13 protein-coding genes and 1 pseudogene are annotated in these 17,052 nt (G+C 67.6%); 7 read left to right on the top strand and 7 right to left on the bottom strand.

Going from position 1 to position 17,052, the window contains the following annotated elements:
* Positions 1 to 67: 67 nt before the first annotated feature.
* From ABQY64_RS04110 to ABQY64_RS04090, 5 genes are all read right to left on the bottom strand, one after another.
* Positions 68 to 1,177: an S-(hydroxymethyl)glutathione dehydrogenase/class III alcohol dehydrogenase gene (locus tag ABQY64_RS04110; protein ID WP_016902625.1), complete on the bottom strand. Its 1,110-nt coding sequence runs from the start codon at positions 1,175 to 1,177 to the stop codon at positions 68 to 70.
* Between the two features lie 63 nt (positions 1,178 to 1,240).
* Positions 1,241 to 1,516 (bottom strand): formaldehyde-responsive transcriptional repressor FrmR, encoded by a 276-nt coding sequence (frmR, locus tag ABQY64_RS04105; protein ID WP_016902624.1) that lies wholly within the window; start codon positions 1,514 to 1,516, stop codon positions 1,241 to 1,243.
* A 279-nt stretch (positions 1,517 to 1,795) separates the two neighbouring features.
* Complete coding sequence (locus tag ABQY64_RS04100) at positions 1,796 to 5,371, bottom strand: PAS domain S-box protein (protein WP_349780324.1); 3,576 nt, start codon at positions 5,369 to 5,371, stop codon at positions 1,796 to 1,798.
* A gap of 362 nt (positions 5,372 to 5,733) precedes the next feature.
* Positions 5,734 to 6,291 carry a hypothetical protein gene (locus tag ABQY64_RS04095; RefSeq protein ID WP_374151341.1) on the bottom strand — a complete coding sequence of 186 codons (558 nt, stop codon included), beginning with the start codon at positions 6,289 to 6,291 and terminating at the stop codon, positions 5,734 to 5,736.
* A 235-nt stretch (positions 6,292 to 6,526) separates the two neighbouring features.
* Entirely contained in the window at positions 6,527 to 7,627 is a 1,101-nt protein-coding gene (locus ABQY64_RS04090) for a glycosyltransferase (RefSeq protein ID WP_349780322.1), read from the bottom strand.
* 137 nt (positions 7,628 to 7,764) lie between these two features.
* Here ABQY64_RS04090 and ABQY64_RS04085 point away from each other — a divergent pair, with 137 nt between their 5' ends.
* Together ABQY64_RS04085 and ABQY64_RS04080 are read left to right on the top strand one after the other, a co-directional pair.
* Positions 7,765 to 8,484, top strand: a complete 720-nt coding sequence (locus ABQY64_RS04085; protein ID WP_087962308.1) for a response regulator — start codon at positions 7,765 to 7,767, stop codon at positions 8,482 to 8,484.
* Positions 8,481 to 10,004 (top strand): ATP-binding protein, encoded by a 1,524-nt coding sequence (locus ABQY64_RS04080; protein WP_349780321.1) that lies wholly within the window; start codon positions 8,481 to 8,483, stop codon positions 10,002 to 10,004. Before ABQY64_RS04085 ends, ABQY64_RS04080 begins: the two co-directional genes overlap by 4 nt.
* A 134-nt stretch (positions 10,005 to 10,138) precedes the next feature.
* On the opposite strand, the gene ABQY64_RS04075 is transcribed toward ABQY64_RS04080, so the two are convergent.
* Entirely contained in the window at positions 10,139 to 11,503 is a 1,365-nt protein-coding gene (locus ABQY64_RS04075; protein WP_047128118.1) for a glutamate--cysteine ligase, read from the bottom strand.
* Between the two features lie 292 nt (positions 11,504 to 11,795).
* Between ABQY64_RS04075 and ABQY64_RS04070 the strand changes: the two genes are divergently transcribed.
* Together ABQY64_RS04070 and ABQY64_RS04065 are read left to right on the top strand one after the other, a co-directional pair.
* Positions 11,796 to 12,632 carry a helix-turn-helix transcriptional regulator gene (locus tag ABQY64_RS04070; protein ID WP_102254812.1) on the top strand — a complete coding sequence of 279 codons (837 nt, stop codon included), beginning with the start codon at positions 11,796 to 11,798 and terminating at the stop codon, positions 12,630 to 12,632.
* 104 nt (positions 12,633 to 12,736) lie between these two features.
* Entirely contained in the window at positions 12,737 to 13,714 is a 978-nt protein-coding gene (locus ABQY64_RS04065) for an MBL fold metallo-hydrolase (RefSeq protein WP_349780320.1), read from the top strand.
* 74 nt (positions 13,715 to 13,788) lie between these two features.
* On the opposite strand, the gene yihA is transcribed toward ABQY64_RS04065, so the two are convergent.
* A complete protein-coding gene (yihA, locus tag ABQY64_RS04060; protein WP_024939454.1) occupies positions 13,789 to 14,412 on the bottom strand; it encodes a ribosome biogenesis GTP-binding protein YihA/YsxC in 624 nt (207 codons plus the stop codon).
* Positions 14,413 to 14,556: 144 nt separating this feature from the next.
* On the opposite strand from yihA, the gene ABQY64_RS04055 reads away from it, so the two are divergent.
* The 3 genes and pseudogenes from ABQY64_RS04055 to ABQY64_RS04045 all read left to right on the top strand — a co-directional run bounded on the left by ABQY64_RS04055 (position 14,557) and on the right by ABQY64_RS04045 (position 17,014).
* A complete protein-coding gene (locus tag ABQY64_RS04055) occupies positions 14,557 to 15,354 on the top strand; it encodes a c-type cytochrome (RefSeq protein ID WP_024939455.1) in 798 nt (265 codons plus the stop codon).
* 97 nt (positions 15,355 to 15,451) lie between these two features.
* Positions 15,452 to 16,107 (top strand): annotated as a pseudogene (locus ABQY64_RS04050) (thiol:disulfide interchange protein DsbA/DsbL).
* 91 nt (positions 16,108 to 16,198) lie between these two features.
* Positions 16,199 to 17,014, top strand: coding sequence for a thiol:disulfide interchange protein DsbA/DsbL (locus tag ABQY64_RS04045; protein ID WP_016902612.1), 816 nt, complete (start codon positions 16,199 to 16,201; stop codon positions 17,012 to 17,014).
* The last annotated feature ends 38 nt before the right edge of the window (positions 17,015 to 17,052 follow it).

Genomic DNA, 17,052 nt, shown 5'->3' with positions numbered 1-17,052 from the left:
ATGCCCCTCCCGGAGTATCGGGTACCACGTGCGCGGAAGCGGCCGCGCGCCGCTCCTGGCCGTACGGTCAGAAATGGATCACGGTGCGGATCGACTTGCCTTCGTGCATCAGGTGGAAGGCCTCGTTGATCTCTTCCAGCGGCATGGTGTGGGTGATGAACGGATCGAGATCGATCTCGCCCTTCATCGATTGTTCCACCATGCCCGGCAACTGGGTCCGTCCCTTGACGCCGCCGAAGGCCGAACCGCGCCACACGCGGCCGGTCACCAGCTGGAACGGACGGGTGCTGATTTCCTGGCCGGCGCCGGCCACGCCGATGATGACGCTCTCGCCCCAGCCCTTATGGCAACACTCCAGCGCCGAGCGCATCACGTTGACGTTACCGATGCACTCGAAGCTGAAGTCCACGCCGCCATCGGTCAGCTCGACGATGACCTCCTGGATCGGCTTGTCGTAGTCCTTGGGGTTGATGCAATCGGTAGCGCCCATGCTGCGCGCCAGATCGAACTTGCCCGGGTTGGTGTCGATGGCCAGGATGCGCCCGGCCTTGGCCTGCACCGCGCCCTGGATCACCGCCAGCCCGATGCCGCCCAGGCCGAACACTGCCACGCTTTCGCCCGGCTTGACCTTGGCGGTGTTGTGCACCGCGCCGATGCCGGTGGTGACGCCGCAACCGAGCAGGCAGACCTTTTCCAGCGGCGCTTCCGGGTTCACCACCGCCAGCGAGATCTCCGGCACCACGGTGTACTCGCTGAAGGTGCTGCAGCCCATGTAGTGGTAGATCGGCTCGCCGTTGTAGGAGAAGCGCGTGGTGCCGTCGGGCATCAGGCCCTTGCCCTGGGTGGCGCGCACGGCCTGGCACAGGTTGGTCTTGCCCGACAGGCAGAACTTGCACTTGCGGCATTCGGCCGTGTACAGCGGGATCACGTGGTCGCCGACCTTGACGCTGGTCACGCCCTCGCCGACCTGCTCGACGATGCCGCCGCCCTCGTGGCCCAGCACGGACGGGAAGATGCCTTCCGGGTCGTCGCCGGACAGCGTGAACGCGTCGGTGTGGCACACACCGGTGTGGGTGATGCGGACCAGCACTTCGCCGGCCTGTGGCGGTGCGACGTCGATCTCGACGATTTCCAGCGGCTTGCCGGGTCCGAATGCAACTGCTGCACGGGATTTCATGTGGTGGCGCTCCTGACGATGGGGTTCAAGGACGGGCACGGCAGGCGCCGGCCCGGTGGGAGTTCATTTGAGATAGGACCGGACCAGCCCGAGCAGCTCCTGCACCCGCTCGGCGCGCTGCGCGTCGGAAGCGGCGGCGTGGCCGAAGTCCTCGCGGATATGCGCTTCGAGCACCTGCGACATCAGCCCGTTGACGGCACCCCGGATTGCGGCGATCTGCTGCAGCACAGGCGCACAGTCTGCGCCCGCCTCCAGCGCGCGCTCAAGCGCGTCGCATTGCCCGCGCAGACGTCGCACGCGTGCTAGCGCCCGCTTTTTTTCCTGCGGCGAATGCGGCATGACGGCTCCGGCTAAATACTGGGGGGCAGTATATGGATTCGCCCGAAAAAATCCATGCCCGCGAGGAAGTTCGCTCAACCAGCGCCGAAGACGGCTGCGGCCTGGATCGGCGCCCAGCTGCAACAACATCCGCGCCAGCCATGGCGCTGACCGTCCATCCAGGCGCCTGCCGCTCGTCGACCCGTGCTGCTGCGCTGCTGCGGATTACGCGTGCCGGCCGCCGCTGTCGTCGCACTGCAGCACACCACTGGCAGGCGTGTGCAGGCGCAGCACGCATCTTCAGCTGTCGTCGCTTTCCAGACGCATGCTCTCCGACACCGGCAGCTCGATGGTGCAGCGCACGCCGTCCGGCCCCAGCACGTAGGTCGTCTCGGCCTGCAGCTGGTACGGCAGCGCGCGTTCGATCAGCTCGCGACCATAGCCGGAGCCTTGCGCCGCTTCGCCAGGCGCCGGCATGTGCACGCCGGTCTCGCTCCACTCGATGCGCAGGCGCGTGCCCTTGGCGGTACCTAGCAGGCGCCAGCGCACCCGCAACTGGCCGCCGGCCTGTGCAAGCGCGCCGTACTTGTTAGCGTTGGTCGCCAGCTCATGCAGGGCCAGCGCAAAGGTCTGCACGGTGCTGGAGCGCAGACGCACGCCGGCGGGGCCGTCCAGTGTCACGCGGTCGCCATGGCCTTGCGCGTCGATCGCGCCCATGGCCGACAACTCGACCCGGATCAATTCGTCGAACAGGATGCGATCGCCCTCGTTCAGGCGCGACAGCAGGCCCTGCACGCGCGCCAGGGCATCCAGGCGATCGTTGTAGATTAGCGCCAACTCGGCGATGGTCTTGCTGCTGCGCTGCGTGCGATTGAAGACCACACGCACCACACCCATCAAATTACGCGTGCGGTGCTGCAGCTCGGCCAGCAACACTTGCTGGCGATCTTCCCACTGCCGTCGCCGGGTCACGTCCTGGCCGATCTTGAGATAGCCCAGCGGCTCGGCACTGCCATCGCGCAGCGGCCGCGTCGCGCCCTCGATGAACACGCGCCGGCCGTCCTTGCATTGATGCCAGCGCACATTCGGCGCGCCGCCGGTGTAGTGGGCCTGTTCGATCTCACGCTGCGGCACGCCGGTCAGGCGGTCTTCGGCAACGAAGGTCATCGCGATGTGCTGGCCGATCGCCTCATCCGCGGTCCAGCCGAACACCGCCTCCGCACCCGGCGGCCAGGTCTGGATGTGTCCGCGCGTATCGGTGGTAAAGATTGCGTAGTCGAGCGCGCTCTCCAGGATCACCCGGTAGCGCTCCTCGCTTTCGAGCAGCGCGCTCTGTGCACGCGCACGCTCCAGCGCCGCCCAGGTGCGCTCGGCGGTTTCCTCTGCCAGACGGATCTCGGCGGCATTCCAGTTGCGTGCGCTGCGTTGATTGACCACGAAGGTGGCCACCAGCCGGCCGCCCTTGATCAGCGGCACCACGATCAGCGCAGCGATCTGGTTGTCCAGGTAGGCTGCGCGCTGATCGTCGGGCAATGCAGGATCGATGGCGGCATCGCGCACCACCCAGGTCTGCGCGTCGAGCAGCCAGGGCATCGGCCAGTCGGTCAACGCGAAGCGACGCGCATGACTGGTTTCATCGGGCTGATGCCAGTCGCGCTCGACCACGTACTGCTGCGCCCTGGCATCCACTTCCACGTAGTAGGCGCGGCCGGCGTCCAGATGCTCGCCCAGCACGCGTGCGGCCTCGCCCTGGATTGCGGCCGGATCGGGCAATGGCCGCAAGGCGTCGGAGAGTGTCAGCAGGAAGGCATTGCGGTCCTGCACTTCGCGTAGCGCCGCTTCGGTGAGCTTGCGGTCGGTGATGTCGAGCACGAACTCGAAGCCGGTGCCGTCGGGCAAGCGCTTGGACGCAAACAGGGCCCAGCGCCGGGTTCCGTCCTTGCACAGGTATTCGCGCTCATACGGTGTGGCACTGCCCTTGGTCTTGAGTTCCTCGAACGCCCGCTCGCACAGGTCCCTGGCTTCGGGTGGGGTCAGCGCCTGCCAGGAGAGCGTGCCCGCTTCCACGTCGGCACGGCTATAGCCGCTCATTTTCAGGAAGGTGTCGTTGGCATCGGTGAGGCGGCCGCCCATGTCGAAGTAGGTCGCACCGACGGTTTCGATCGTCAATGCGGTGCGGAAGCGTTCTTCGCTGGCACGCAGCCGCGCGTCGGCGCGTTTCTTGTCGGAGATGTCGCGGAAGTACACCGACATGCCGCCATCGTTGGTGGGATAGATGCTGATATCCACCCAGTACCCCAATGCCGGCGACAGGGCTTCCAGCCTGACCACCTGACGTGTCTGCGACGCCTGCACATGCGCCTGATACGGAAGCGACCCGATCGAGTCGGGAAACTGCTCCCACAGCAGGTTTCCCAGCAGTTGGTCGCGAGCACGCCCCCACAGCAGCTCGGCTTTCTGATTGATGTAGGTGAAGCGCCCCTGCGCGTCGACGCCATAGAAGGCATCGGAAATACTTTCGAGGATGTCGCGATTGCGCTCGGCAAGCGCGCCCACTTCCGTCTGCACCTGGCGCTGCACCGTGACGTCCTGCACCACCGCAACGCCACCGGTCACTCGATCCTCTTCGCGCAGAGCCACCGCGGTGATGCGCAACCAGCGCTGCGCGTTACGAGGATCGATGAAATCCACCGGCACGGTCGTGTCTTCGCCGCGCAGCGCGCGGGCGCAGGGAAATTCCTGGATCGCGACCGCCTGCCCCTGCTGATCGACGCCGGCCCGCGGTTGCTCCTGCACTGATTCGCGCGAAGGAACCCGCTCTGCCAACTGGTCACGCAATTGTGGATTGCGGTAGGTGAAACGGCCTTGCGTATCGAACAGGCCGATCCCGATCGGAACCTGATCGAGCACATAGGTCAGCCGCGCCTCGCTCTCGCGTAGGTGTTCCTCGGCCTGCTTGCGCGCGGTGACATCGGCGCCGGCACCGAACCACTCGGTGATGCGCCCGTCCGCATCCAGTGCCGGTACCGCCTTGGTCGCCATCCACGCAATGCTGCCATCGGCGCGTCGTACCCGGTGCTCGAACACGATCGCGCTGCGCGCGCGGATGCCTGCATCGATCCTGCTCCGCACCAGCGGCTGATCCTCTGCAGGGATGTAATCCATGATCCAGGAACGGTTGGTCGCCATCGTATCGGCAGCGCGTTCGCCGGCGGTCAGCTGGTGCATCTCGTCCCAGTCGGCGCTCATGCGGTAATGCACCTCGGAACTCGCCGCCGACAGCGCGGCCAGCCGCGATTCGCTGGTACGCAGTGCCAGCTCGGCACGGTGGCGCTCGATGTAGTCGGCAGCCGTCCATGCGAGCAGTTCGAGCAATCTGAGTTCATGCTCCGCAGGCCGATACGGCACGGTGAACTGGGTCCCGAGCAATCCCAGCAGGCCACCGGCACGATTGAACAACGGAGTGAACTGGGCAGCACGGATGCCGCTGCACAGCGCTGCCTCGTAATCGGGGGTTCCCTTTAACGGGGTGAAGGTTTCGATGTCCTCGATCACCAACTGCCGGCGTTCGCGCCGCACGGTGTCACAGGTCGCCTGGAAGCCGTCCTTCAGGAACTGCTGGACGAATGCGCTGCGTTCGTCGTGTCCGCGATAGACACGCAACTCCATCTCGCTGTTGTGTGCGCTGACCAGTTGCACGCAACCGCAGTCGGTACGCGCGAAGGCACAGGCAAGCGCAGTGATTTCCTGCAGCGCGATGCGTGCATCGGCCTGTGCCGCCAGGCTGACCTGTAGTGCATGCAGGCGACGCATGCCGGAAAGCTCGTCCCGCAGCGCCGCGTTGTCCTGCATGGTGTCGTCGGGCACGGCACTCATCGTGTCCGGCTCTTGCCTGCGCGCATCGTCATCGATCATTCGTACCGGGTGAGCCCACACAGTGGGCAATCGATGGCGAAGAGCTTGTCAGTAGCGTGCTCGACACTGCCGAGTGTCGTCGGGTGCCTGGTGTACGGATAGGACCCGGCTGAAGCATCACGGAGGGAAATCGCTTCAGTCGGCCTCGCGACTGCCTGGCGGTTGTCAGAGGATCCAGGTAGAGGCCGCCAAGCGCGGCCAGCGTCCGCTTCGTCCGGATCCAGCAGTGCATCGCGCAGGGCGACCGCCGCTCGTGCGCAACCCACTCCAGCTGCAGCATCGCCGCCAGCAGTTGGAACCGACGGTAGGCGTGATCAGCACGATCAGCCGTGCCGCGGTGGTGGCGCGAAACCTTCGGCCTCCAGGCATTGCGACAGCGCGGGCGGTGGCGGGCCGACGGGCGGCGCGTCAGGCGCAGGCAGGGCGATGCCTTGCGCGGTGGCACAGGCCTGCAACGCGGCGTCGAAGTCGGGATCGTGGGGTGGCGGACCATGTGGTTCGCCAGGCCCGTGCGGGCGATCTGGCGCCGGCCCGTCGCGCCAGGGCCCGCCGGGCAACGGCGTTGGCCGCCGCACGCCGTTGCTGGCCAGACAGCGCTCAAACGCACTGCGGTCCATGCCCTGCGTGGGCGCATCGGGATGCGGCGTGGCCGCAACTGGCGGGGGCAAGGCCACTCCCTGCTCTTGAGCACAGGCCTGCATCGCGGCCAGATCGCTCGCACTCGGTGGCGGTGGTGGTGGCGGACCACGCTGTGCCTGTGGTGGCGCGGGCGGCGGCGGTGGCCCGCCGGAAGGCGCGCCGCAGAAACTGGCGCAGCCGCCCAGGCCGATCACTGCGAGCACTGCACTGATGGCAACGGCTGTGGAACGTGTCTGGACCATCGTCAATCTCCCTGGCTGGATGGCGCATGCGCTTACCGCACGCACATGGCAATGGCGGGCTGTACCCGCTTGGTCAGGGAGAGCGTTGCATCGCGATATGTCGTGCATTTGCCGCTGCGCGCCGATCGCTGGCGTGCGCCGTCATGCAGCGTGCAAGACCTGGGACCCAAGCAAGCGCGCGGTGCTGCACGCGACACACGTCGACCGTGGGAAAGCCTCAAGCCGGATTAAGGCATCAGTTCTCGACGACCGCCTGGGCCACGTCTGTGGCGACCTCCGCCGCATCTGCCGGCAACGACGCCAGCACCGCATTGCGAAAGCGCGCGGCGAATGCGGCATCGTTGGCCTGGTAGAACGCCCGCGCGTTGGCCGACAGCTGATCCAGCTGCGCCTGCGGCAAGGCCAGCGCGGTTTCCACCGCCTGCGCAATGCCGGCCGCATCCACGTAGTAATACGACGCCAGACGCCGCTGGCGCACCTCGGCCACCGGAATCAGCACGCCGTGCTCGGGCCTGACCAGTTCGTTCATCGGCTCACCGTCGGTGGCCAGCGTCACCGCGCCCACGCTCAGCGCTTCCATCAGGTAATGCCCGAAGCCTTCGGCCTCGGATGGGCACAGATGGAACAGGTGCGCGTTCTGCAGGCGGCGCAATTCGGCGTCGTCGAGATAACGGACGCGGTGGTCGATGTTCGGCGCCAACACCGGCTTGCCGGCCGTGCGCGGATTCTGCACCACCGTCAGCAGCGGCCATTCCGGATGCCGCTGCCAGGTCTCCAGCAGCACGCGGGTGCCCTTGGCGGTACTGCGCCCGGCCAGATGGAAGAACGCACGCTGACGCGGAACTTGTGCGTCGTGGCGATCCGGGCTGGTGAAGCCGATGAACCGCGTGGTGCAGCCCAGACTGCGGAAAATCCGCTCCGCGTGATGGGTCTTGCACAGCACCGCGTCGAACTGCGGCAGCCGCGGCAGCCACTTGGGCAGCAACCATTCCGGATTGGGCACCAGCAGGTTGGTCTGGCCCAGCGGCAGGCAGCGCGCATACACGCGCTCGGAAAAGATCTGCACCGGCACCCGCCCGAACAGCGCGCGACTGGCCCACAGACGGGCTTCGCGCGCAGTGTCGTGCAGCCGCTGACTGGTGAAGCCCACTTCCTGCACCGGTATGCCGCCGGCACGCAGCGTCTGCGCCATCAGCTCCATGTCCCGGGTAAGGCCCACGCCGTTGTCGCGGCTGATCACCCGCATCATCGGAAACGCCTTGTCATGCGTACACTCGCCATTGCTGCGGCACAGTGTCGATGGCCCGGTTTCCTGCGCGATGTCCCGTTCTGTCATGTTGCGTCACACGTGTGCCAAAGGTTGACAAATTCAATCATTATGATGCGTGCTCCAGCCCTGCAACTGCGAGCACCATGTATCCGGTCGCCACCACCCTGCGCGGGCCAAGCTCCGCGCCACCGACGATGATCTCCATGGACATGCAACAACCCTGCGTTCTTGTGGTCGACGACGACCCGGACCTGCGCAAGCTGATCGGCGAGTTCCTCAGCGCCCACGGCTACCAGGTGGACGTTGCCGAAAACGTGGCGGAGATGCGCAAGAGCATCGCCCAGCGCCGCCCGGACCTCATCGTACTCGACGTGATGATGCCCGGAGAAGACGGCCTGAGCGCGGCGCGGGCGCTGGCCAGCGAGCGCGGTTCACCTGCGGTCATCATGCTCAGCGCGCTGGGCAACGACACCGACCGCATCATCGGTCTGGAAGTGGGCGCCGACGATTACCTGGCAAAACCCTGCAATCCTCGCGAACTGCTGGCGCGGGTACGCGCCCTGCTGCGCCGCAGCCAGGCCAGCAGCGAGCAGGCCGACCACCGTGGCAATGTCTACGAGTTCGCCGGCTGGCGGCTGGACGTGGTGCGGCGCGACCTGCGTGACCCCACCGGCATCTTCATCAACCTGTCCGACGGCGAGTTTGCGCTGCTGCGCACCTTCGTCGAGCATCCGCAGCGAGTGCTCAGCCGCGACCAGTTGCTGGACTACGCCCGTGGCCGCGATACCGACGTCTACGACCGCGCCATCGACAGCCAGATCAGCCGCCTGCGCCGCAAGATCAACGAGCGCGTGCATACCGAGTTGATCCGCACCGTGCGCAACGAGGGTTACATGCTGCTGCCGGGCGTCTCGCGTCTGTGAGTAAACCGGCACGTCGCGGGCTGTCGATCTTTGCCCGTACCTTCGTGCTGCTGGCGGTGGCGCTGCTTACTGCCCAGGTCATCGGCATCGCCCTGCTAGTGATGCGCACCCCGGTCTACGAGCCGCCGGTGCATCCGCCGGAAGTGGTGGCACTGCTGTCCACGCGCATGCCGGCCGGCACCCAGACCCTGACGGTGCACGAATCGGCCCAGGCCCCGCTGCCGCCGGCAGGCCAGGTGCGCGACGGGTTTGCCGAAATGCTGCTGGCCCATTGGCTGGATGTCCCCGAGCAGCGTGTGCGCTTCTACCGCAGCGCCGACGATCGTCAGGGCCCACGCATCGGCATGTCTCCACCGCCGCGCATGCCCGGCCAACCGCAGGCATTCGGGGCCGGTGATGGCAACGCCGGTCCCACCGGCAATCGCCACGAGGCCTTGCAGCGTTCGCCGCCGGCGCCAGGCGACTGGCCGCGCGATCGCCACCCCGGTGCCCCGCCGTTCGGCAATGGGCTGCGTCCGGACGATACCCCCGGCGCCTGGGAAAGCGAGCGCCTGACCCCGGGCGTGCCCTTGCTGGACGGCTTCACCGCCGCGCTGCAACAGCCCGATGGCCGCTGGCGCACGGTCGAATCGCCACCGCGGCGGCTGTCGGCCGAGTTCAAGACCCATGTGGTGCTGCTGTTCCTGGCTGGCCTGCTGGCCAACGTGCCGCTGGCGTGGTGGTTCTCGCGTGCGTTGTCGGCGCCGATCAAGCGCTTTGCCGAAGCCGCCGACCGGCTGGGCCGCAACCCGGATGCTGCCGCACTGCAACGCAGCGGCCCGCCGGAGATCGTGCGCGCGGCCGATTCGTTCAATGCGATGCAGGCCCGCCTGAACCGCCTGATCAACGAACGCACCCACATGGTGGCGGCGATCGCGCACGACCTGCGCACGCCGCTGGCGCGCCTGTCGTTCCGCCTGGACGGCCTGCAGCCGCCGTTGCGCGACAAGGCGCTGGCCGACATCGACGAGATGAAGGCGATGATTTCCGCCGCGCTGGATTTCATCCAGAACGATCGCCACCGCGGCAAACGCGCGCCGCTGGATCTGCGCCTGCTGGTGGAAAGCGTGGTCGACAACGCCACCGACATCGGCGCCGATGCCGAGCTGCTGCCCGGCCCGGCGATCACCCTGGATGGCGATCCGCTGGCCTTGCGGCGCGCAGTGATGAACCTGCTGGAGAACGCGCTGAAATACGGCAAGCGCGCGCGCCTGCAGCTGCAGCGCGACGGCGAAGACGGTGTGCTGTGGATCGACGACGACGGCCCCGGCATCGACCCGACCCAGCGCGAACAGTTGCTGCTGCCGTTCGTGCGTGGCGAGTCCTCGCGCAATCGCGACACCGGCGGCATCGGGCTGGGCTTGTCGGTGGCGCACAGCATCGTGCTGGCGCATGGCGGCGACCTGCGCCTGGACAACCGTGCAGCAGGTGGCGGCCTGCGGGTGACGGTGCGCCTGCCGTGCATGCCGGAGCGGCGCTAAGGCCGGGTTGGAGCACGTTATCCCGCCCGCAGGCTCGGCGATGCCGGCCGGCGCACATCCGAGAATCACGCCTGCACACAACGATCCGCGCGATCGATCAGCCGCGCGCGACCACTGCTGCGATCAGCAAGCGCTCAGTACGCAAACTCGCGGAACACGCGATCGATGTCGCCATTCCATGCACCGTGATACAGCGCCAGCTTGCGCTCGGCGGCGGTGACACCGCTCTCGGCGATCTCGGCGATCACATCCACAAAGCCGGTTTCGTCCTGACCATCGGCATTCAGGCGCGCACGCCGACGCAGGCCCTCGCGGGCGATCTTGACCGCTTCCACCGCCAAATCGCGCACCGTGCCATTGCGGAACGGCAGGCCGAGCGCATGCTTGGGCACGCCGTCGCGCAGCGCGTGGCGCTCGGTGGTGCTGAAATCCTTGACCAGATCCCAGGCCGCATCCAGCGCGGTGTCGTCGTATAGCAACCCCACCCAGAACGCCGACAACGCACACAGGCGGTCCCACGGGCCGGCGTCGGCGCCGCGCATTTCCAGGTACTTCTTGAGGCGCACTTCCGGGAATGCGGTGGTCATGTGGTCCGACCAGTCGCGCAGCGTCGGCAGCGCGCCCGGCAGTGCCGGCAACCTGCCTTGCATGAAGTCGCGGAAGCTCTGCCCGCTGGCATCGACATAGACGCCGTCGCGGTAGGAAAAATACATCGGCACATCGAGCAGGTAATCGACATAGCGCTCGTAGCCGAAGCCGTCCTCGAACACGAAGTCCAGCATGCCGGTGCGGTCGGCGTCGGTATCGGTCCAGATGTGCGAGCGGTAGCTCAGGTAGCCGTTCGGCTTGCCTTCGGTGAACGGCGAATCGGCGAACAATGCGGTGGCGATTGGCTGCAACGCCAGCGACACGCGGAACTTCTTCACCATGTCCGCTTCGGTGGCGTAATCCAGGTTGACCTGCACCGTGCAGGTGCGGGTCATCATGTCCAGGCCGAGCGAGCCGACCTTGGGCATGTAGTTCTTCATGATCTGGTAGCGGCCCTTGGGCATCCACGGCATTTCATCGCGGCGCCACTTCGGCTGGAAGCCCATGCCCAGGAACCCCAGCTGCAACTCGCCGGCCACCTGCGCCACTTCGTCCAGATGGGTGCCGGTTTCCACGCAGGTGTGATGCAGGGTTTCCACTGCCGCACCCGACAGTTCCAGCTGGCCGGCCGGCTCCAGCGTCACCGAGGCGCCGTCGCGCAGCAGCGCGATGGTGTGGCCGTTTTCCTGCACCGGCTCCCAGCCGAAGCGGGTCAACCCGGTCAGCAGCGCCTGGATGCCGCGCTCGCCTTCGAACGTGGGCGCGCGCAGGTCGTCGAGCTGGAAGCCGAACTTTTCGTGCTCGGTGCCGATCCGCCAGTCAGCGCTGGGCTTCTCGCCGGAGGCCAGCACCTGGACCAGCTCCGCGCGTTCGGTGATCGGCGTTTCGGCAACGTGGCTGGGACTCGACAAGGGCAGGCTCGCAGGAAAATTTAGGGGAACGATGTGGGGATCCTCCCCTGCCACCGCAAGGCCCGCACTATAACCGCAGGGCATGGAAAGAATTGCTGCCATCGGCCGGGTCTGAGATTTCCATCCATGCGCACGGCGTGGCCGCGGCAGCCAAGGCCGGGCATGACGGAGGGCGCCGCAGGCCGCAACCGTCCAGGCTGAAACTGGACCCCTGCTAATTCCCGCACGCGCGGATGCACGGCGTTTGATCGTCCTCAGCCGCGCAGCTGCGATCCTGTAGCATCGCCCGGCCATGACCGTTGCGCCCACACCCACCGACGCCCTGCTCGCGCAGATGGCCAGCCTGCTGCACTGCGAGCGCGCCGAGGGGTTTGCCTGCGTGAGTGCGCGGCGCGAACACGGGGCGCGCTCGGTGGATCTGACCCAGGCGCAGTTCGCGATTGTGCTGCAGGGCCGCAAGCAGGTGCGCAGCGCGACCCAATCGCTGCAGTTCGTGCCGGGCGACCTGTTCCTGGTGACGCGCCGTTGCCGCATCGATGTGATCAACACGCCCGACCCGCAGACCGGGCTCTACCTGAGCGTGGTGGTCCCCCTCTGCGAAGAGGCGCTGGCCGCTGCACGCGCATTGTGGAACGAGCCGCTGCCCGAGGCCGGCGCCGACATCGCACAACTGCCGGCGATCGATTTCGCGCTGACGCTGCGGCAATGGCGCGATGCGCTGCAGCACGGCCTATATACCGAAGCACGCCTGGCGCTGGCCGCACTGGTCGTCACCCTCTGCCGCCGCGGCCACGGCGGGCTGTTGCTGCCGCCGGCGCCAAGCGTTGCCGAGCAGGTGCGTACGCTGATCACCGCGCAACCGCAGCGGGCGTGGCGCTCGCGCGATATCGAAGACAGTCTGGGCATCAGCGGCGCCACCTTGCGCCGGCATCTGGCTGCCGAACACCGCTCGCTGCGCGAACTGATCACCGACGCGCGGCTGGCGCACGCCATGGCCTTGCTCTACAGCACGCGCTGGCCGCTCAAGACCGTGGCCGCGCGGGCCGGCTATCGCTCTACCCGCAGCTTCAGTCAGCGCTTCCAGCAGCGCTACGGGCTGGATCCGGCCAGCATCGGCAATAGCCGCTAGATCGCCGACGCGAGCGCTTCGCGCAGCGCAATGAGCGAATCGCGCAGGTCGCCGCGGCCAGCATGGCGACACCGCGGCGGTTGCCGCCTGTCCTGGAGTTGCTCATGTCTGTTTTTTCCGCGCTGCGTCCGCTGGCGCCGCTGTTGCTCGCCGCAAGCGCCACGCTGGCGCACGCCGCTGCGCCCGCATCCACCCACGCACAGGTCCCCGGCTTCTATCTGCAGCACATCGGCACGCTGCGCGTCACCGCCTTGTTCGACGGCAGCGTGGCGTTGACGCGGCAACAGCTGTCCAATGTGGCCCCGGCAGAGCGCGACCGCCTGCTCGCGCAGGGCTACGTGCCCGAAGACGGCAAGGGGCTGCAGACGGCAGTCAACGCCTATCTGATCCAGGACGGCAGCCACCTCAGCCTGGTCGATACCGGCACCGCGCAGTGCCTGGGGCCCGGCCTGGGTCAGGTGCTGAGCAACCTGCGCGCCGCCGGTTACGACCCCGCCCAGGTCGACGATGTGCTGCTCACCCACGCGCATCCGGACCACCTGTGCGGCCTGCTCGATGCGCAGGGCACGCCGGCCTTTCCCAACGCCACGGTGTGGCTGTCCGAGGCCGATGCCGCGTACTGGCTGGACCCGGCCTCGGAGGCCGGTGCCGCGCCGATGCTGCAGTTCGCCTTCCCGCTGGCACGCGCAGCGGTGGCGCCATATCAGGCCCAGGATCGGCTGCGCCGCTTCCAGCCCGGCATCAGCGCATTGCCGGCCGGCATCACCGCGCTGGACAGCCAGGGCCACACGCCCGGCCACGTCTCCTATCGCTTCGATGGCGGCACCGGCAACACCGTGCTGGTATGGGGCGATGTGCTGCACTACCACGCCGTGCAGTTTGCCCAGCCGGACGCCTCGTTCGAGGCCGACAGCGACCGCAGCAAGGCAATCGCGTCACGGCGTCGTCTGCTGGCGCAGGCCGCCGACGGCCGCTGGTGGGTGGCCGGCGCGCATCTGCCGTTCCCAGGCCTGGGTCATGTGCGCCGCGAGGGCCAGGCGTTCGCCTGGGTGCCGACCGAATTCGGCGCCGTGCCGCAATGAAAAAAACGGCGAGCCCTGGCTCGCCGTCCTGATGGTCTGAAAGGCCAGGCGTCATCCGCCAGGCCCGCCCCGGCTCACTCCGCGGCAGGCGCCGCGACGTCCAGGCCCAGCCAGCCGCCGACGATGCCGCGCAACTCGTCCACGCCCTGGCGCGACTCGCCGGAGTAGGTCTGCACGGTCACGCTGTCGCCGAAGCGCGAGGTCACTTCCTTCTTGACCTTCTGCAGCGTCTGCATCTGCTGGCCACGGCCGAGCTTGTCGGCCTTGGTCAGCAAACCGTGCGCGGGCAGGCCGCGCTCGGCCGCATAACCGAGCATCTGCAGGTCGTAATCCTTGAGCGGATGGCGGATGTCCATCACCACCACCAGCCCGCGCAAGGCTTCGCGGGTGCGGAAATAGCGGTCGATGAAGGCCTGCCAGTGCGCCTGCAGGTCCTGCGGCACCTTGGCGTAGCCGTAACCGGGCAGATCCACCAGATAGCGCTCGGGCTGGATCTGGAAGAACACCAGCTGCTGGGTGCGGCCGGGGGTCTTGGACACGCGCGCCAGTGCGTTCTGGCGGGTCAGCGCATTGAGCGCGCTGGATTTTCCGGCGTTGGAGCGGCCGGCGAAGGCGACCTCGTAGCCGCCATCGTCGGGCAATTGCCGGGCGTTATGGGCGGACAGGTGGTAGCGGGCTTGTTCGATAAGGAGCGACATCTCCCTAGGATCGCACGTTCGGGGCCTGACGGTTTTGCTGCACTGTTCGTTGACCCTGGCGCAAAGGCGTGTCGATAATCGAAGCACGCCTGCCACAGCCAGCACCCAACGCGCGCGGGCCGGGTCCATACGGAGCTTTAGCTGATGCGCCATGCTCGTGTGCTAGTCCTCGCCGCCCTCGCCGTGCCGGTCATCGCCGCCGTGGCGTTTGCGCAGTCGGCGGTCACGCCGATCCCCGATCCGCCGCCGGTGCGCATCGCCCCGCTGGAGGTGGACCTGTCCAAGACCACCTGGGGCGATGCCAAGGCCGGCCAGACTAAGGCCGCGGCCTGCGCGGCCTGCCATGGCCCGGACGGCAATCCGGCGGTGGCCATGTACCCGCGCATCGCCGGCCAGACCGAGCGCTACGTGGCGCACCAGGTCGCCTTGATCGCCAGCGGCGAGCGCAATACCGGCATGTCGGCGGTAATGGTGCCGTTCGTCAAGGACCTCACCGCGCAGGACATGCGCGACCTGGGCGCCTACTTCGCCACGCAAAAAGCCGCTGCCGGGGTGGCCGACGATGCGGTGGTCAACGAGGGGCCGTACCAGGGCCTGAAGTTCTACCAAGTCGGCGAGAAGCTCTACCGCAGTGGCGATGTCGCGCGCGGCGTGCCGGCCTGCATGGCCTGCCATGGCCCGTCCGGCAGCGGCAATCCGGGCCCGGCGTATCCGCGCCTGGGCGGCCAGCATGCCGAGTACGTGGCGCGGCGCCTGAAGGAATACCAGGCCGGCACCACCCAGGAGCGCAACCCGGCGCTGTTCAATATCATGGCGCAGGTGGCGCATCCGCTGACCGAGCAGGAGATCCAGGCGCTGGCCAGCTATCTGCAGGGTCTGCACGATCGCGCCGACGATGCCGCCGCCGCGCAACTGCCCGCAGCAACGCCCGCCCGCTCATGAGCTGACCGCCGCAACCGCCACACCGTGTCACGACGCCGGTCCCGCGACCGGCGTCGTCGTTTCCCGCCCTCCCCCTTTCCACCCCCACGGAGCCTGCATGAATCTGTTTTCCCGCCTGTCCCTGCTGTTGTTGCTGTTGATGCCGCTGGCGGCCTGTGCCGCCGACAAGAACGCCCCGCCGGTCGAAGGCGACGACTACATCGTCATCGACGGCGGCCAGCCGTACGCGCCGCTGGCCGGCAAGGTGGAAGTGGTCGAGGTGTTCGGCTACACCTGCCCGCACTGCGCGCACTTCGAGCCAACCCTGGAGGCCTGGGTGGCCAAGCAGCCGTCGTATGTGCGCTTCACCCCGGTGCCGGCGGCCTTCGGCGGGTTCTGGGATGCCTTCGCGCGTGCCTACTTCGCCGCCGACATCCTGGGCGTGGCCAAGCGCAGCCATCGCGCCATGTTCGAGGCGATCCACGAAAAGCAGACCGTGCCGACCCAGAACGTCGCCCCGGAGGAACTGGCCGCCTTCTACGCTGGCTACGGCGTGCCGCAGCAGCGCTTCATCGAGACCTACAAGAGCCAGGCGGTCGACGCCAGGCTCGATGCCGCGCGCGAGTTCGCCAAGCGCAGCAAGCTGCCCGGCACCCCGGCGATCATCGTCAACGGGCGCTATCTGATCGGCGCGCGCAACTACCCGGACATGCTGCGCGTGGCCGACTACCTGATCTGATCGCCCGCGAACACGCTGCGCCTGCCAAGCGCTGAACCGCGTAACCGCCACCGACGGCCGCCCGTGGCATCATGCGCCCCGCGGCCGTCCGGCCCTTTCCTCGCCCCACGCTGGAGATCCAATCCGATGAAGACCCGCTTCGCCCTGACGCTGATGGCGCTGCTGCCGATCCTGGTCGCCTGCAAGGCCCAGGACGGCTCGTCCGACACCGCACCTGCCGCCACCACGCCGGCTGCCGAAACGGCGCCTGCTCCGGCCGCTGCCACGCCGGCCGCCGATCCCGCCGCACCGCCTGCAGTTGGCGAGAGCGCCAGCACCCCGCCGGCCGCCGCCCCCAGCGCCGCACCGCGCGCGCCGAACGGCCCCGAGCCGGTCGCCGGCACCGACTATCTGGATATCGAAGGCGGCCAGCCGTACCAGCAGGCCGCCGGCAAGATCGAAGTGGCCGAGGTCTTCGGCTATGTCTGCCCCGCCTGCAACGCGTTCCAGCCGCTGATCGGGCCGTGGAAGGCCGGCCTGCCGTCGGACGTGCACTTCGTCTACGTGCCGGCGATGTTCGGCGGCCCGTGGGACGACTACGGCCGTGCGTTCTACGCCGCCGAAACCCTGGGCGTGCAGGAAAAGACCCACGAAGCGCTGTACAAGGCCATCCACACCGAACAGACCCTCAAGGGCGAGCGCGGCAAGGATTCGGTGCAGGACATCGCCGCGTTCTACGCCAAGTACGGCGTGGACCAGAAGACCTTCATCGACACCATGAGCAGCTTCGGCGTGTCGGCCAAGACCAACCGCGCCAAGCAGTTCGCCACCCGCAGCAAGCTCACCGGCACCCCGTCGCTGATCGTCAACGGCAAGTACCTGGTCAAGGGCCAGAGCTTCCCGGACATGCTGCGTATCGCCGATCACCTGATTGCGCGCGAACGCGCCACGCTGGCCAAGTGATCCTGTCGATCGCCGCCCTGTGAACGCTTCGGATTCGC

Source organism: Xanthomonas sp. WHRI 7065, from assembly GCF_040203115.2.
GTDB lineage: Bacteria > Pseudomonadota > Gammaproteobacteria > Xanthomonadales > Xanthomonadaceae > Xanthomonas > Xanthomonas arboricola.
This window is presented reverse-complemented; position numbering and strand designations above follow the sequence as displayed.

Excerpts from the sequence above, each read along its gene's own strand:
- ABQY64_RS04045 (WP_016902612.1), top strand. The coding sequence starts at position 16,199 with ATGAAGACCCGCTTCGCCCTGACGCTGATGGCGCTGCTGCCGATCCTG.
- ABQY64_RS04055 (WP_024939455.1), top strand. The coding sequence starts at position 14,557 with ATGCGCCATGCTCGTGTGCTAGTCCTCGCCGCCCTCGCCGTGCCGGTC.
- ABQY64_RS04110 (WP_016902625.1), bottom strand. The coding sequence starts at position 1,177 with ATGAAATCCCGTGCAGCAGTTGCATTCGGACCCGGCAAGCCGCTGGAA.
- frmR (WP_016902624.1), bottom strand. The coding sequence starts at position 1,516 with ATGCCGCATTCGCCGCAGGAAAAAAAGCGGGCGCTAGCACGCGTGCGA.
- ABQY64_RS04070 (WP_102254812.1), top strand. The coding sequence starts at position 11,796 with ATGACCGTTGCGCCCACACCCACCGACGCCCTGCTCGCGCAGATGGCC.
- ABQY64_RS04065 (WP_349780320.1), top strand. The coding sequence starts at position 12,737 with ATGTCTGTTTTTTCCGCGCTGCGTCCGCTGGCGCCGCTGTTGCTCGCC.
- ABQY64_RS04090 (WP_349780322.1), bottom strand. The coding sequence starts at position 7,627 with ATGACAGAACGGGACATCGCGCAGGAAACCGGGCCATCGACACTGTGC.
- ABQY64_RS04085 (WP_087962308.1), top strand. The coding sequence starts at position 7,765 with ATGGACATGCAACAACCCTGCGTTCTTGTGGTCGACGACGACCCGGAC.
- ABQY64_RS04100 (WP_349780324.1), bottom strand. The coding sequence starts at position 5,371 with ATGAGTGCCGTGCCCGACGACACCATGCAGGACAACGCGGCGCTGCGG.
- yihA (WP_024939454.1), bottom strand. The coding sequence starts at position 14,412 with ATGTCGCTCCTTATCGAACAAGCCCGCTACCACCTGTCCGCCCATAAC.
- ABQY64_RS04095 (WP_374151341.1), bottom strand. The coding sequence starts at position 6,291 with ATGGTCCAGACACGTTCCACAGCCGTTGCCATCAGTGCAGTGCTCGCA.